Annotated in this window: 15 protein-coding genes and 1 tRNA gene; 10 read left to right on the forward strand and 6 right to left on the reverse strand. The window is 68.0% G+C overall.

Annotated elements, in window-relative coordinates:
* Positions 1 to 9 precede the first annotated feature (9 nt).
* From ASF63_RS04070 to ASF63_RS04085, 4 genes are read left to right on the forward strand one after another with little or no spacing between them, the layout of a single operon-like run.
* The gene (locus ASF63_RS04070) at positions 10 to 495 is read left to right on the forward strand and encodes a ribose-5-phosphate isomerase (RefSeq protein WP_056509813.1); all 486 of its coding nucleotides are present in this window, start codon (positions 10 to 12) and stop codon (positions 493 to 495) included.
* A gap of 1 nt (position 496) precedes the next feature.
* Positions 497 to 1,495 (forward strand): Fpg/Nei family DNA glycosylase, encoded by a 999-nt coding sequence (locus ASF63_RS04075; protein WP_056509815.1) that lies wholly within the window; start codon positions 497 to 499, stop codon positions 1,493 to 1,495.
* A gap of 23 nt (positions 1,496 to 1,518) precedes the next feature.
* Positions 1,519 to 2,160, forward strand: a complete 642-nt coding sequence (locus ASF63_RS04080) for an FMN-binding negative transcriptional regulator (protein WP_056509817.1) — start codon at positions 1,519 to 1,521, stop codon at positions 2,158 to 2,160.
* Positions 2,157 to 3,653, forward strand: a complete 1,497-nt coding sequence (locus ASF63_RS04085; protein ID WP_056509819.1) for an amidohydrolase — start codon at positions 2,157 to 2,159, stop codon at positions 3,651 to 3,653. Before ASF63_RS04080 ends, ASF63_RS04085 begins: the two co-directional genes overlap by 4 nt.
* Before the next feature lie 62 nt (positions 3,654 to 3,715).
* Here ASF63_RS04085 and ASF63_RS04090 read toward each other — a convergent pair whose 3' ends face one another.
* A complete protein-coding gene (locus ASF63_RS04090) occupies positions 3,716 to 4,201 on the reverse strand; it encodes a Dps family protein (protein ID WP_056509821.1) in 486 nt (161 codons plus the stop codon).
* A gap of 141 nt (positions 4,202 to 4,342) precedes the next feature.
* Here ASF63_RS04090 and ASF63_RS04095 point away from each other — a divergent pair, with 141 nt between their 5' ends.
* Positions 4,343 to 4,879 (forward strand): gamma carbonic anhydrase family protein, encoded by a 537-nt coding sequence (locus tag ASF63_RS04095; RefSeq protein WP_056509823.1) that lies wholly within the window; start codon positions 4,343 to 4,345, stop codon positions 4,877 to 4,879.
* Positions 4,880 to 4,908: 29 nt separating this feature from the next.
* Positions 4,909 to 4,982: transfer RNA gene (locus ASF63_RS04100), tRNA-Ile, on the forward strand.
* 54 nt (positions 4,983 to 5,036) lie between these two features.
* Here ASF63_RS04100 and ASF63_RS04105 read toward each other — a convergent pair.
* The 3 genes from ASF63_RS04105 to ASF63_RS04115 all read right to left on the reverse strand — a co-directional run bounded on the left by ASF63_RS04105 (position 5,037) and on the right by ASF63_RS04115 (position 7,127).
* Positions 5,037 to 5,369, reverse strand: coding sequence for a hypothetical protein (locus tag ASF63_RS04105; RefSeq protein WP_056509825.1), 333 nt, complete (start codon positions 5,367 to 5,369; stop codon positions 5,037 to 5,039).
* 86 nt (positions 5,370 to 5,455) lie between these two features.
* Positions 5,456 to 6,394: a helix-turn-helix transcriptional regulator gene (locus tag ASF63_RS04110; protein ID WP_056509826.1), complete on the reverse strand. Its 939-nt coding sequence runs from the start codon at positions 6,392 to 6,394 to the stop codon at positions 5,456 to 5,458.
* The gene (locus tag ASF63_RS04115; protein WP_056509828.1) at positions 6,375 to 7,127 is read right to left on the reverse strand and encodes an exonuclease domain-containing protein; all 753 of its coding nucleotides are present in this window, start codon (positions 7,125 to 7,127) and stop codon (positions 6,375 to 6,377) included. Before ASF63_RS04115 ends, ASF63_RS04110 begins: the two co-directional genes overlap by 20 nt.
* Positions 7,128 to 7,207: 80 nt before the next feature.
* On the opposite strand from ASF63_RS04115, the gene ASF63_RS04120 reads away from it, so the two are divergent.
* Positions 7,208 to 8,107: an alpha/beta fold hydrolase gene (locus ASF63_RS04120; protein WP_056509830.1), complete on the forward strand. Its 900-nt coding sequence runs from the start codon at positions 7,208 to 7,210 to the stop codon at positions 8,105 to 8,107.
* Here the strand turns inward: ASF63_RS04120 and ASF63_RS04125 are convergent.
* Positions 8,079 to 8,552, reverse strand: a complete 474-nt coding sequence (locus ASF63_RS04125; RefSeq protein ID WP_056307813.1) for an Lrp/AsnC family transcriptional regulator — start codon at positions 8,550 to 8,552, stop codon at positions 8,079 to 8,081. The two genes, ASF63_RS04120 and ASF63_RS04125, sit on opposite strands and share 29 nt — an antisense overlap.
* Before the next feature lie 168 nt (positions 8,553 to 8,720).
* Here ASF63_RS04125 and pdhA point away from each other — a divergent pair, with 168 nt between their 5' ends.
* Genes pdhA through ASF63_RS04140 form a run of 3 tightly spaced genes read left to right on the forward strand, consistent with a single transcriptional unit; the run spans position 8,721 to position 12,198 of the window.
* Entirely contained in the window at positions 8,721 to 9,836 is a 1,116-nt protein-coding gene (pdhA, locus tag ASF63_RS04130; protein ID WP_056510239.1) for a pyruvate dehydrogenase (acetyl-transferring) E1 component subunit alpha, read from the forward strand.
* Between the two features lie 2 nt (positions 9,837 to 9,838).
* A complete protein-coding gene (locus tag ASF63_RS04135; RefSeq protein ID WP_056509832.1) occupies positions 9,839 to 10,849 on the forward strand; it encodes an alpha-ketoacid dehydrogenase subunit beta in 1,011 nt (336 codons plus the stop codon).
* Positions 10,846 to 12,198 carry a dihydrolipoamide acetyltransferase family protein gene (locus tag ASF63_RS04140; protein ID WP_056509834.1) on the forward strand — a complete coding sequence of 451 codons (1,353 nt, stop codon included), beginning with the start codon at positions 10,846 to 10,848 and terminating at the stop codon, positions 12,196 to 12,198. Before ASF63_RS04135 ends, ASF63_RS04140 begins: the two co-directional genes overlap by 4 nt.
* Here the strand turns inward: ASF63_RS04140 and ASF63_RS04145 are convergent.
* Positions 12,191 to 12,784, reverse strand: coding sequence for a TetR/AcrR family transcriptional regulator (locus tag ASF63_RS04145; protein ID WP_056509836.1), 594 nt, complete (start codon positions 12,782 to 12,784; stop codon positions 12,191 to 12,193). The genes ASF63_RS04140 and ASF63_RS04145 overlap by 8 nt on opposite strands.
* Between the last annotated feature and the right edge of the window lie 107 nt (positions 12,785 to 12,891).

A 12,891-nucleotide genomic window follows, 5' to 3' on the forward strand; every position in this document is an offset into this window, starting at 1 on the left:
ATGGATGCCATGCGCATCCATATCGCCACCGATCACGCCGGTCTCGACTTCTCCACGCAGCTGCAGGACCACCTGCGCGGCGCCGGTCACGAGGTCGTGGATCACGGGCCGGTGGAATACGACGCCGTCGACGACTACCCCGCCTTCTGCATCCGCGCGGCGCAGGCTGTGGTCGCCGATCAGGCGTCCGGGATCGACACGCTCGGCGTCGTCTTCGGAGGGTCGGGCAACGGCGAGCAGATCGCCGCGAACAAGGTCGAGGGCGTCCGCGCCGCGCTGGTGTGGAACACCTCGACGGCGGAACTCGCGCGCGAGCACAACGATGCCAACGTGATCTCGATCGGAGCGCGTCAGCACACGTTCGACGAGGTCACCTCGTTCATCGACACCTTCATCTCGACGCCGTTCTCACACGACGAGCGCCACGTCCGCCGCATCGGTCAGATCGCAGACTTCGAGCGCGACGGATCCCTTCTTCCGGACCCGCGAGCCTGACATGCCCGAGGGGCATTCGGTCCACCGCATCGCGCGCCAGTTCCAGCGCAACTTCGTCGGCAAGACGATGAGGGCTTCGAGCCCTCAGGGACGCTTCGCCGAAGGCGCGGCCCTGCTCGACGGACGTGACGCGCTCAGCGTCCAGGCCGTCGGCAAGCAGATGTTCCTCGAAGCCGAGGGCGACCTCTGGCTGCGCGTTCATCTCGGCCTGTACGGTGCATGGGACTTCGCCGGGGAGATCCTGGTGGACCCCACGATCGCGTCCGCGAACGGACGCATGGGACAGACGAACCAGCGGGGCACCGTGGTCGACGAGGAGATCCTCGACGACGCGGGTGAGAACTCCCTCGCATCGATCGGCGCACCGCGACGCACTCGGGTGCACGTGCGCATGTCCGAGCAGACCAAGGGCCTCGCCGATGAGGGGCTGGAGTGGCCGCCTCCCGTCGTGGGTCAGGTGCGGCTGCGCCTGATGACCGACATCACGGCCGCCGACCTGCGCGGGCCGACCGCGTGCGTGCTGCAGACTCCGGAGGAGATGCTCGCCAGTGTCGCCAAACTGGGTCCGGATCCGCTCGTGGGTGATCCCGCGCAGAATGAGGAACGCTTCGTCCAGGCCGTCCGCAAGAAGCAGACCGTGATCGCGCTTCTGCTCATGGATCAGGCCGTGGTGAGCGGCATCGGCAACGTGTACCGCGCCGAGATGCTCTTCCGTCAGCGATTGAACCCCCACACGCCGGGGCGCGATGTACCGGAGGACGTGGTGCGCGCGCTGTGGCACGACTGGGTGGATCTGCTCGCGATCGGGGTCGAGACCGGTCAGATGATGACCATGGACGATCTCTCGCCTGATCAGTATCGTGCGGCGATGGCGAGCCGCGACGACCGCCATTGGGTCTACCACCGGGCAGGTCTTCCGTGTCGTGCCTGCGGCACCGAGATCGCACTCGAGGAGATCGGTGCGCGCAAGCTGTACTGGTGTCCGCGCTGCCAGGCGTGAGCCGTCGGCCATAGGCTGGGACGATGCGTCAGAACCCCAGCTTCACGCTCGCTGATGTCGCCGAGATCCGGCGGGTCATCGATGCGAATCCTTGGACGACGATCGTCAGCAACGGTCCGGACGGACTCGTGTCATCGCACTACGTGGCCCTGCTCGACGACGATCGCGACGACCTGACGATCGTCGGACATGTCGGCCGCCCCGATGACCTGATCCACGGGATGGGGGAGAGGGAGCTCCTCGTCGTCTTCCAGGGACCGCACGGCTACATCTCGCCGGGCTGGTACGGCGACGTCCAGGCCGTGCCGACCTGGAACTACACCGCCGTGCACTTGGCGGGAGTCCCCGAGATCCTCAGTGACGAGGAGAACCTCGCAGTGCTCGATCGACTCGTCGACCGGTTCGAGGGCCGGATGCCCGAGCCGCGGGGCATGTGGGAGCGCCCGAACGACCCGGCTTTCGTCTCTCGACTCGCCGCGGGGACGGTCGGTTTCCGGCTCACCCCGACCCGCGTGGTCGCGAAGCGCAAGCTGAGCCAGAACAAGCCGGCCGAGACCGTCGAGACCGTGATCGCAGAGCTCGAGGGCGACGGCCCGTACGCACAGCCCGAACTCGCCGCTGAGATGAGGCGTGCCGAGGCAGCCCGTGCAGGAGGAACCAGGTGAGCAGTATCGATGCCCGCATCGGGACGATCACGGGCGTGCGGATCGCCGGCCCCGGTCGTGAGTTCCTGGTCGACGACGAACCGGTCGACATCTTCATCGATGACGGGCGCATCAGCGACATCGCTCCCGCCGGCGCGATCGCCCCACGGGGCGACGTGCTCGACGGAAACGGCGCCTGGGCGGTGCCGGGCCTCTGGGACAACCACGTGCACACGGTCCAGTGGGCCCTCGCGACCGAGCGCGTCGCTCTGGGGGGAGCGGCGTCCGCGGCGGAGGCAGCGGCGATCATGTCTGCATCTGCACCGCTGCCGGACGGCCGCAAGGTCGGCAGCGGATTCCGAGACGCGATGTGGCCGGACGTGCCGACCCTCGCGCTCCTCGACGCGGCGACCGGACCGATACCCACGTATCTGATCAACGCAGATGTGCACAGCACATGGCTAAACTCCGCGGCGCTCTCACTCGAAGGGTTCACGAGCTCGGATGGGATGCTGCGCGAGCAGGATGCGTTCGAGATCTCCCGCAGGCTCAACGCTGTCGATCCCGATCGTGGCGACGTCGCTGTGCGGGCCGCAGGGGAGCGGGCAGCATCCCGAGGCGTCACCGGCCTGGTCGACTTCGATATGGCCTGGAACGCCGATGCCTGGCCGCGGCGGGTGGCGGCAGGCTTCGCCGCTCATCGCGTCGAGTTCGCCGTGTACCCGTTCGACCTGACCCGCGCCATCGCGGCGGGCCTGCGGACCGGAGAACTTCACGAGGAGTCTGACGCACCGACCGCCGGACGCGGTCTGGTGCACGTCGGACCGCTGAAGATCATCAGCGACGGATCGCTGGGAACGCGGACGGCGGCGTGCTCGCACTCCTACCCGGGCGACCCCGAGAACTTCGGCGTGCTCACGGTACCGCCCGCAGAACTCACCGAGCTGCTCACCGTCGCCACGGGCGCCGGTCTCTCGGTCGCCGTGCACGCGATCGGGGATCGTGCGGTGACAGGCGCTCTCGATGCCTTCACCGTGTCGGGCGCTGTGGGAACGATCGAACATGCCCAGCTCGTCAGGCACGCGGATCTCGCCCGCTTCGGTCGCCTCGGTGTGATCGCCAGCGTCCAGCCGCAGCATGCGCTCGACGACCGCGATCTCGTCGGGAAGCACTGGGCGGGACAGACGTCGATCGGGTACCCCCTCGGCGCCCTGCGAGACGCGGGAGTGGAGCTGAGGTTCGGCTCCGATGCCCCCGTCGCGCCCCTCGATCCGTGGCAGGCGATCGCCGCGGCCGTCACGCGCACCGATGACGACCGTGATCCGTGGCATCCCGAAGAGCGGCTGACACGGGAGCAGGCGCTCCAGGCGAGTGTCCGCTCGGCTCTGCGGCCGGGGGAAGTCGCTGACATCGCGCTGTGCGGTTTCGACCCCTTGACCTCGTCGGGGAGCGACCTGCGGGGTATGCCGATCGTCGCGACGATGGTCGCCGGTCGCGTCACGCACGGCGCCTGACGTCGAGCAGAGACGAGAGTGGGCACCGGGAGAACCCGGTGCCCACTCTCATGAGGTGCTGCTTACGCGGCGATGTGCGACACGAGGAACCAGCGGTCCTTCTCGAGTCCGCGCATCACCTCGATGGCGACGTCCTGGCTGGTGAGATCGACCTCGTCGAGACCGTCGATCGCGGCCTTCACGTCGATGAGGATCGCGTCGATGTCTGAGATGACGGCGCGGACGAGGTCGTCGGACTGCGTGAAGCCTGCAGGGACCGAGGTCGCGCTGCCCTTCGCTGCCACGGCGGTGATGCGCGCGTCGATCGGGAGGCCCAGGGCGACGATGCGCTCTGCTGCGGTGTCGGCGAAGTCGCCGGCGTGGGCGACGATGGTGTCGAGCAGCTCGTGGACACCGACGAAGTTCGCACCACGGACGTGCCAGTGCGCCTGCTTGCCGTTGACCGTCAGAGCCTGAAGTCCGAGGACGACGGGCGAAAGGAACTGTGCCGCTGCAGCTGCCACGGTCGGGTCGCTGGCGGTGGTGGAAACGGTCTGTACCTTGCTCATCTTCGGCTCCTCTGAAGTGCTCTTCTCGTACCTGATGAAGACAACGCTACTCAGTTGAGAACATTCCGCAAGCAAGCGAAGGCTCGGCTTAGTGCCGCGGAATCACGCGGAAATCGGGCGAGGTGAGGGTAGTCTCGCCTCATGAGCATCGCCGCCGGAGCCTCCGTTCTCGCACTCCCTGGGAAGGCTCCGTCGATCGACGGAGGGGCCTTCGTCGCCGAGGGAGCACGCATCGTCGGCGACGTCTCGCTCGCCGCAGGATCGAGCGTCTGGTACAACGCGGTGCTGCGTGGCGATTCGGCCCGCATCGTCATCGGGGCCGGGAGCAACGTGCAGGACAACGTGTCGGTTCATGTCGACTCCGGTCATCCCGTCGTCGTCGGCGCGAAGGTCTCGATCGGCCACAACGCCGTGGTCCACGGGTGCACGATCGGAGACGGATCGCTCGTCGGCATGGGAGCGGTGATCCTCAGCGGCGCGGTCATCGGTGCGGGATGCCTCATCGCAGGCGGCGCCGTCGTGCTCGGGGGAACCGAGGTTCCCGACGGCTCGCTGGTGGCGGGGGTGCCTGCGAAAGTGCGGCGGACACTCAGCGACGAGGAACGCGCAGGACTGATCGCCAACGCGGACATCTACCTGGGGCACCTGCAGACGCACGCCGAGGCGACGCCGATCTGACCGAGGTCGACCGGTAGGCTTGTGGTCACGGGGCGGTGGCCAAGCTGGTTAAGGCAGTGGGCTCATAACCCAACGATCGCGGGTTCAAGTCCCGCCCGCCCTACTCTCCGTGCGTGCACCGAGGCGTCGCCACATTCGGGCGTCCGGTCGTGGAGCGTCAGCGGGTGGTGGAGCCTTCGAGGTGTTCCGATGGCTCGAGGAGCTCGTCGACGAGCGTGATACCACCGCTCGAGTTCGCCGAGTGCGCCAGATCCTCGATCCACCGACGGCTCAGCTCGGGAGCCTCGGTCTCGTCGAAGACGAAGCGGAGCGGGATCGACGGATGCAGCCAGACGGTCGAGCGTCCCTCGGAATCGCCGTCCTGGTGCTTCCATGTGAGAGTGAAGCTCTCGTTGCGGCGCAACTTGGTGGCGACGACGACCTTGAGGTGGGCGAGCGCTCGATCTTCGATCTGGATCGGCTCCGAGCCGCCGTAATAGAGGGAACCCATACTTCGGAATCTACGATGCTCGGAGAAACGGAGCAGACAGGATCGAGCCGACGCGCGAACGATGCGAACACTCTGTTCGCGTCGTGTCATCGACGGTGCGTCGCCGCCGTCACGGAAGGAAGCACCCCGAAGCTCTCCCGGTAGGCGACCGCGAACCGCGACGGATGCGAGAACCCCCACTTGCGCGCGACGGCTGCGACGGTGCTCGGGGCTCCGGAACGGAGATCACGGTGGGCGCCATCGAGGCGCGCCCGCTTCAAGCACTCCGCCGGGGTCGTGTCGAGCGCACGCCGGAACGCGTACTGCAGCCCGCGGGTCGAGATGTGGACCGCCGACGCGATGTCGTCGACGGTGATCGGGCGATGCGCGTTCTCGGCGATGAAGTCCAGGGCCCGACGCACGGTCGCGGGGGCGGGGGTCGTCTGCGTCGGTCGATGCCTGTGCAACTGACCAGTGGTCGAGAAGGTCGCGAGCGTCGTCGCTGCGGCATGCCGAGCGAGCTCGCTCCTGAGCACTTCGCCTCCGCCGTCGACGTCGTCGAGGGAATCGACGCTCTGCTCGAGGTACGCGAACATCCGGTCCCACGCGCGGGCGGCGTTCGCCGTTCGCGGGGCGAGGTCCGTCGCGTGAAGCGAGACGGTGTCGTCTCCGCTGATCTGCTGGGCGAGCCGCTGCAGGAAAGCGCGTTCGAAGATGAGTGCGGTGACTCTGGCGCCTCGTTCCCACTTCGCGTGCACGCGAGTCCCGTCGGAGAGCCAGGGGCGTCCGGCGTCGAGTTCGGATCTGTCGGATCGAACCTGGGCATCGGGGCCGTCGACCCTGCATGCGAGGAACTGATCCTCGGGTTCCGCCGTCGATCGTACTTCGGCGGCGAGGTCGTATCGCACCAGACTCACGCCGCCGAGCTCGGCGGACTGCCAATCGAAGTAGAAGCGGCGGGGGTCGACATCGTGCAGGACTGCGGACGGCACGAACTGCTTCCAGGTGGTCTCGACGCGTGCGACATCACCCGTTCGGAATCGCATCCGCGCTCACCGCCTCGGGGGTTCGGCGCGCGCGAACCGGCCAGGTGCCGTCGAGGCTGTCTTCGGGGTCGAGACGCCCGATCCGGATGAAGTACTCCGTGAGGCTGGCGGCCTGAGAACGCGCCCATCCCACCTGGCGCGTGTGGAGGTCTTCGACGGTCTCCGGGAGGGTGAACTGGCGCGCCAGGGCCTGAGCCACGCGGCCGGCCGCGACGGCATCGGCGGCGGCCTCATGCGCGTCCTCGAGCTGCACCGCGTAGAGCGCCGCGACGACCTGGAGCGTGCGCTTGCCCGGACGGTAGCGGTCATAGGCCTTATCGATGACGAGGGGGTCGATGATCGGCGACGGGTTCTCGAGAGGGGTGATCCCGTGTCTGTGGGCCTCATGCGCCAGAAGGGAGAAGTCGTACGAGGCGTTGTACGCGACGACCGGCACGCCCTGCGAGAGCAGGGATCGGAGCGCCGCCGTCACCTCCGCGACGACCTCGCCGGCTGGACGCCCGAGCCGGCGAGCGTGCTCCGTCGTCACGCCGTGCACTGCCGTCGCGCCCTCGGGGATCTCGACGCCCGGATCTGCGAGCCAGTTGCGCGCTGCGATCTCTCGGCCGTCCGCATTCAGCACGCCAACGTGCGCCGTCACGACTCGATCGTTCTCGACATCGACGCCGGTCGTCTCGAGATCGAACACCCCCACGCGAGTGATCCAGTGCGGGAGTGGAGAAGCCGTGGGCATGGTTTCACCGTAGATCCGGGTACGGACATCGGCGCGGAGGCACACGGAGAGTGTCCATTCGACGACCCTAGAATCGGAGTATGACCGTGTCCTCGCCCTACGCCGATCGCCTTCAACGCCTCCCGGTCGAGCGCCGCGAGGTGGAGGTGCGCGGGGGAGTCACGGCCTACTGGGAGTACGGCCCCGCCGATGCCGAGGTCACCGTGATCGCCGTGCACGGCTTCCGTGGCGAGCACCACGGTCTCGAGCCCGTCCTCGCGTTCCTCCCGGAGGCGCGCGTGATCGCTCCGGATCTCCCCGGCTTCGGTGAAACCGCTCCCGTGCTCGGGCGCACCTACGACCTGACGGAGTACGTCGCGTGGCTCACCGAGTTCGCCGCGGCGGTCGCACCCGGTGCGGTCATCCTCGGCCATTCCTTCGGCTCGATCGTCACCTCAGCGGCGGTCGCGAGCGGACTCGAAACCCCTCGCCTGATCCTGATCAATCCGATCGGCGCTCCGGCGTTGGAGGGACCGAAGGGAATCATGACCCGTCTCGCGGTCATGTACTACGCTCTGGGCGCTCGGCTGCCCGAGAGGTTCGGAACTGCGCTGCTGCGCAACCGCCTCATCGTCAGGGTGATGAGCGTCACGATGGCCAAGACCTCGGACCGCGAGCTCCGCCGGTTCATCCACGACCAGCACGACACCTACTTCTCGCGCTTCGCCGACCGGGACGTGCTCCGCGACGCGTTCGTCGCGAGCGTCTCCCACGATGTGAGCGAGTTCGCGGCGGCGATCGACGTGCCCACGCTCCTGATCGCCGCGCAGCGCGACGACATCACGCCGATCGAGGTGGAGCGCGAACTGGTGACGCGCTTCGATGACGGGATCCTGGTCGAGATCGCGCACGTCGGACACCTGATCCACTACGAGACCCCCGCCGAGGCGGCAGGCGCCATCCGCCGCTTCCTCAGGATTCCCGCCGCGCGAGGCCGATGAGTCCTGCGACTCGGAACGGGATGACCTCGCCCATGGCCAGTGACGTCTCGGTGCGTTCGACGCCGTCGATCGACAGTATCCGGGCATCCGTGTCGAACAGATGCCGTGCATCGCGGCACGCGACTCGAGCGAGCAGGTCGATCGAGCCACTGAGCCCATGGGCCTGGACGACCTCCGGGATGCGTGCGAGCTCGTTGATGATGCGAGGCAGCTCGGTCTGACGGACCCCGATACTGACGAAAGCCTGCAGCGGGAAACCGAGGACATCGGTGGAGAACGAGCGCTCGTACGACATGAACACCCCGGTCTGCTCCAGTCGCGCCATGCGGGCCTGGATCGTGTTGCGTGACAGTCCGAGATTCTCCGCCAGAGCGACGATCGTGACCCGAGGGTCATCGGCGAGCGCTGCGAGAAGTTCCAGATCGATGCGGTCAAGTCCAGCCATAGTGCCAAACGATAGCAGGGGCACACGGGCTCGAATTGGGCAACATGCTCAAGACCATCGCGGTTGCTTGAGCGAGGTGATGAGCGGACGTACTCTCAAGTGAACCGGCGAAGATGCCGGGGCCGCGCGTAGAACCCGTGACGACGGCCACTGATGAGGAGGACGATGATGTCACCGCAGATCACCCCGATCGCCGACACCGCACAGGATCTCGAACTCGCAGAGCGCATCCTCACACCGGACGGCTCGCGCATCGCGAACCCCCAGCTCGACGCGTTCATCACCGACGTCGACGCGGCATCGCTGCGGGCGCTCCACCGGGACATGGTCATCCTCCGACGGATCGATGCCGAGGGTGTCGCCCTTCAGCGACAGGGACAACTGGGACTGTGGGCGCCGTGCCAGGGCCAGGAGGCGACGCAGATCGGTACCGCCCGGGCGCTCGCGCCCCAGGACTACGTCTTCCCGAGCTACCGGGAGACCGGTGTGATCTACGCGCGCGGCGCGAAGCCCGGCGACTACGTGCGCATGTGGCGAGGCGAGGAGGGCGCAGGGCACGACCCTGCCGCGCTGCGGGTCGCACCGCTGCAGATCATCATCGGCGCACAGACTCTGCACGCCGTGGGCTACGCGCTCGGCATCCGCCACGACGGAGCCGACGAGGTCGCCGTCACGTACTTCGGCGACGGAGCGACCAGCCAGGGAGACGTCAATGAGGCGATGATCTTCGCCTCGTCCTATCAGGCGCCCGTGGTCTTCGTGTGCCAGAACAACCACTGGGCCATCTCGGAGCCGGTGTCGGTGCAGTCGCAGTATCCGATCGCCGGTCGCGCTCCCGGATTCGGGATCCCGAGCCTCCGGGTCGACGGCAATGACGTCCTCGCCTGCATGGCCGCGATGCGCTGGGCGCTCGCGCATGCCCGCTCGGGCAAGGGTCCCGCCTACATCGAGGCCGTGACGTATCGGATGGGGCCCCATACGACGGCCGACGATCCGACTCGCTACCGCAAAGAGGATGAGCTCGACGCCTGGCGTCGTCGTGATCCGATCACCCGACTGGAAGCGCACCTGCGTGCGATCGGCGAGCTGAGCGATGAGCAGGTCTCGCAGACGCAGGCAGCCGCCGACGTGGTCGCCAGGGAGATGCGTGCGGAGTGCCTCGGCATGGTCACGCGCCCTCCGCTCGCCGTGTTCGACGGCGTCTACGCCGAGCCGCACACCGGGCTCGAGCGGCAGCGCGGTGAGTACGCCGCATATCTCGCGTCCTTCGAAGGCGAGGCGTGACCATGACGGAGCTCACTCTCGGAAAGGCCCTGGGCGCCGGTCTCCGCCAGGCGATGCGCGACGACGAGAAGGTCGTCCTGCTCGGCGAGGACATCGGAAAGCTCGGCGGCGTGTTCCGCATCACCGATGGGCTGCTCGACGAGTTCGGCGCCTCGCGCGTCATCGACACCCCGCTCGCCGAGTCGGGCATCGTCGGCACGGCGGTCGGACTCGCGTTCCGCGGTTACCGTCCTGTCGTCGAGATCCAGTTCGACGGCTTCGTCTATCCCGCCTTCGACCAGATCGTCGCGCAGGTCGCGAAGCTCCACTACCGCACTCAGGGGCGTGTGAAGATGCCGATCACCATCCGCATCCCGTGGGCGGGCGGCATCGGCGCGGCAGAGCATCACTCCGAGTCGCCCGAGGTGTACTTCGTGCACACGGCGGGTCTCCGCGTGATCGCGGTGTCGAATCCCGAAGACGCCTACCGGAGCCTGCGCCAGGCGATCGCTTCCGACGATCCGGTGATCTTCTTCGAGCCGAAGCGGCTGTATCACCACAAGGGCGAGGTCGATCTCGACGCACCGCTGGCGGATGCCGCGCCCATGGGCCTCGCCCGCGTGGTCCGGTCCGGCACGGATGCCACCCTGATCGCGTACGGCGCCATGGTCGCCACAGCTCTGCAGGCCGCCGAGGCCGCCGAGGACGAGGGCATCTCGCTCGAGGTCATCGACCTGCGATCCCTCTCGCCCGTCGACTACGACACGGTCGCCGCCTCCGTCCGCAAGACGGGACGCGTGGTGGTCGCTCACGAGGCGTCGCGCGAGGCCGGAATGGCGGCAGAGGTCATCGCGAGCATCACGGAGCTCTGCTTCGAGTACCTCGAATCCGCACCTCTCCGGGTGACGGGACACGACGTGCCGTACCCGCCCGCGAAACTCGAGAAGTATCATCTGCCGGATCTCGATCGTCTGCTCGACGCGGTCGATCGGGTGCTCGATCGCCCGAACAGCCTGACGGGAGCGGACGCATGATCGCCGAGTTCCGTCTGCCCGATCTGGGGGAGGGCCTGACCGAGGCCGAGGTCGTCCAGTGGCTCGTCGCTCCGGGCGACACCGTCTCGTTGAATCAGACGCTCGCCGAGGTCGAGACCGCCAAAGCCGTGGTCGAGCTGCCCTCGCCGTACGCGGGCGTCGTCTCGACACTGCACGCGGACGCCGGAGAGACCGTCGCCGTCGGATCGCCCCTGATCGCCTTCGACGTCGAGGGAGCGGAAGAGCCGCCCGTCGCGACGTCGCCCGGAGAGGAGAAGGCGCAGCCCAACCTCGTCGGGTACGGCGCCGCGCCGTCGGCATCCGGACGCCCGGCTCGGCGTGCTCGGCGTGCGGGAGGCACGACTCCGGTCACGGACACCGCGGTGCTCGAAGCGGCACCGCATGACGCATCGCCGACCGTGAGCGTGGAGACGATCGTCGAACGCCCCCGCTCGACTCCGCCCGTCCGGGCCTACGCGAAGCGTCTCGGGATCGATCTCGTCCTGGTCGCGGCATCGGTGGGGGATCGCGTCATCACGCGCGACGACATCGACGAGCATGCGGCGCGTGTCGGCATCCGTGCCGAAGAGAAGGTGGCACCGCGCGGCATGCCGCTGCCCGACACCGCGGCTGCGCTGCACGAAGGCGTCCGCGAGACCCGGATCCCGATCCGCGGGGTGCGCAAGCACACCGCGGCCGCGATGGTCGAGAGCGCGTTCACCGCACCGCACGTGACGGTGTTCCACACTGTGGATGTCACCGCGACGATGGACCTCCTCGCATCGCTCAAGGAGGATCGCGGTCTGTCGGCGCACAGGATCGGCCCGCTCGCGGTGGTCGCCAAGGCCGTGTGCCTGGCGCTGGCACGGACGCCGGGGCTGAATGCCCGGTGGGACGAGCCCGCGGGAGAGATCGTCCAGTACCACTACGTCGATCTCGGGATCGCCGCGGCCACCGAACGCGGGCTCATCGTGCCGAACATCCGCGACGCCGAGGCGCTCACCCTCGTCGATCTCGCAGACGCGCTGAAAGCCCTTGCCGAGACCGCGCGGTCGGGGAAGACCTCACCAGCAGAGCTGTCGGGCGGCACGTTCTCGATCTCGAACATCGGGGTGTTCGGAATCGACGCCGGCACGCCGATCCTCCCGCCCGGGCAGTCCGGCATCCTCGCGGTCGGCGCGGTCAGGCGTCAGCCGTGGGAGTACCGGGGCGAGATCGCGCTGCGCCAGATCATGACGCTCAGTCTGTCGTTCGACCACCGTCTCGTCGACGGTGCAGAAGGAGCTCGGTTCCTCAAAGACGTCGCAGACGTGCTCGAAGAACCGGGGCGGGCGATGCTGCTCAGGTAGTGGCGCGCAGCGCCGACTCCGCCATCGCGGCGAGCACTGTCGCGGTGGCGGATCGCTGACGGGCGGCGGCGCGCGTGCTGTGCGGGGTCGAGTTGATGAGGCCGAAGCACGCCTGTACGCGCAGACGCAGCTCGTCGGCGTCGGCATCGACGAGGGGGGCCAGCGTGCTGATCCACAGCTCGATGTAGGCACGCTGCAGACGCCGCACCTCGGCGTGATCGCGGGCATCGAGTTGCGCGACGTCCCTGTCGTGCACGCGGATCACGTCGGCGTGACCGAGTGCGAAGTCCACATGGAAGGCGACGAGCGCGCGCATCCGCTCTTCAGGCGTGGCACCCTCGGCGGCCACGCGGGTTCCGCCAGCGACGAGGTCGTCGCTCACCTTGACGAGAACCGCCCCGAGAAGCGCCTGCTTTCCCGCGAAGTGGCGGTACACGGCGGGGCCGGACACGCCCACGGCGGCTCCGATGTCCTCGAGGCTCACACCGTTGTACCCGCTGTCGGCGAAGAGTCGCGCGGCCTCGCGGAGGATCGCGTCGGAGCGCTCTGCCTTGGCGCGATCTCGCGCGGTGACGGGGCTTGTCATCTCAGTTAATCCTCGCTAACCTGATGCAATCGGTTAGTGAACACTAACCGAGAACGCATCGAGTGCGCCAGAGCGAAGTGGCCGGCGCCACGTGGGTCGAGGAGGAC

Origin of the sequence: Microbacterium sp. Leaf320 (assembly GCF_001423485.1) — a bacterium.
GTDB lineage: Bacteria > Actinomycetota > Actinomycetes > Actinomycetales > Microbacteriaceae > Microbacterium.

Bases quoted from the DNA above. Each gene is read 5' to 3' on its own strand.
- ASF63_RS04070 (WP_056509813.1), top strand. From the start codon at position 10: ATGCGCATCCATATCGCCACCGATCACGCCGGTCTCGACTTCTCCACG.
- ASF63_RS04075 (WP_056509815.1), top strand. From the start codon at position 497: ATGCCCGAGGGGCATTCGGTCCACCGCATCGCGCGCCAGTTCCAGCGC.
- ASF63_RS04080 (WP_056509817.1), top strand. From the start codon at position 1,519: ATGCGTCAGAACCCCAGCTTCACGCTCGCTGATGTCGCCGAGATCCGG.
- ASF63_RS04090 (WP_056509821.1), bottom strand. From the start codon at position 4,201: ATGAGCAAGGTACAGACCGTTTCCACCACCGCCAGCGACCCGACCGTG.
- ASF63_RS04095 (WP_056509823.1), top strand. From the start codon at position 4,343: ATGAGCATCGCCGCCGGAGCCTCCGTTCTCGCACTCCCTGGGAAGGCT.
- ASF63_RS04105 (WP_056509825.1), bottom strand. From the start codon at position 5,369: ATGGGTTCCCTCTATTACGGCGGCTCGGAGCCGATCCAGATCGAAGAT.
- ASF63_RS04110 (WP_056509826.1), bottom strand. From the start codon at position 6,394: ATGCGATTCCGAACGGGTGATGTCGCACGCGTCGAGACCACCTGGAAG.
- ASF63_RS04115 (WP_056509828.1), bottom strand. From the start codon at position 7,127: ATGCCCACGGCTTCTCCACTCCCGCACTGGATCACTCGCGTGGGGGTG.
- ASF63_RS04120 (WP_056509830.1), top strand. From the start codon at position 7,208: ATGACCGTGTCCTCGCCCTACGCCGATCGCCTTCAACGCCTCCCGGTC.
- ASF63_RS04125 (WP_056307813.1), bottom strand. From the start codon at position 8,552: ATGGCTGGACTTGACCGCATCGATCTGGAACTTCTCGCAGCGCTCGCC.
- pdhA (WP_056510239.1), top strand. From the start codon at position 8,721: ATGTCACCGCAGATCACCCCGATCGCCGACACCGCACAGGATCTCGAA.
- ASF63_RS04135 (WP_056509832.1), top strand. From the start codon at position 9,839: ATGACGGAGCTCACTCTCGGAAAGGCCCTGGGCGCCGGTCTCCGCCAG.
- ASF63_RS04140 (WP_056509834.1), top strand. From the start codon at position 10,846: ATGATCGCCGAGTTCCGTCTGCCCGATCTGGGGGAGGGCCTGACCGAG.
- ASF63_RS04145 (WP_056509836.1), bottom strand. From the start codon at position 12,784: ATGACAAGCCCCGTCACCGCGCGAGATCGCGCCAAGGCAGAGCGCTCC.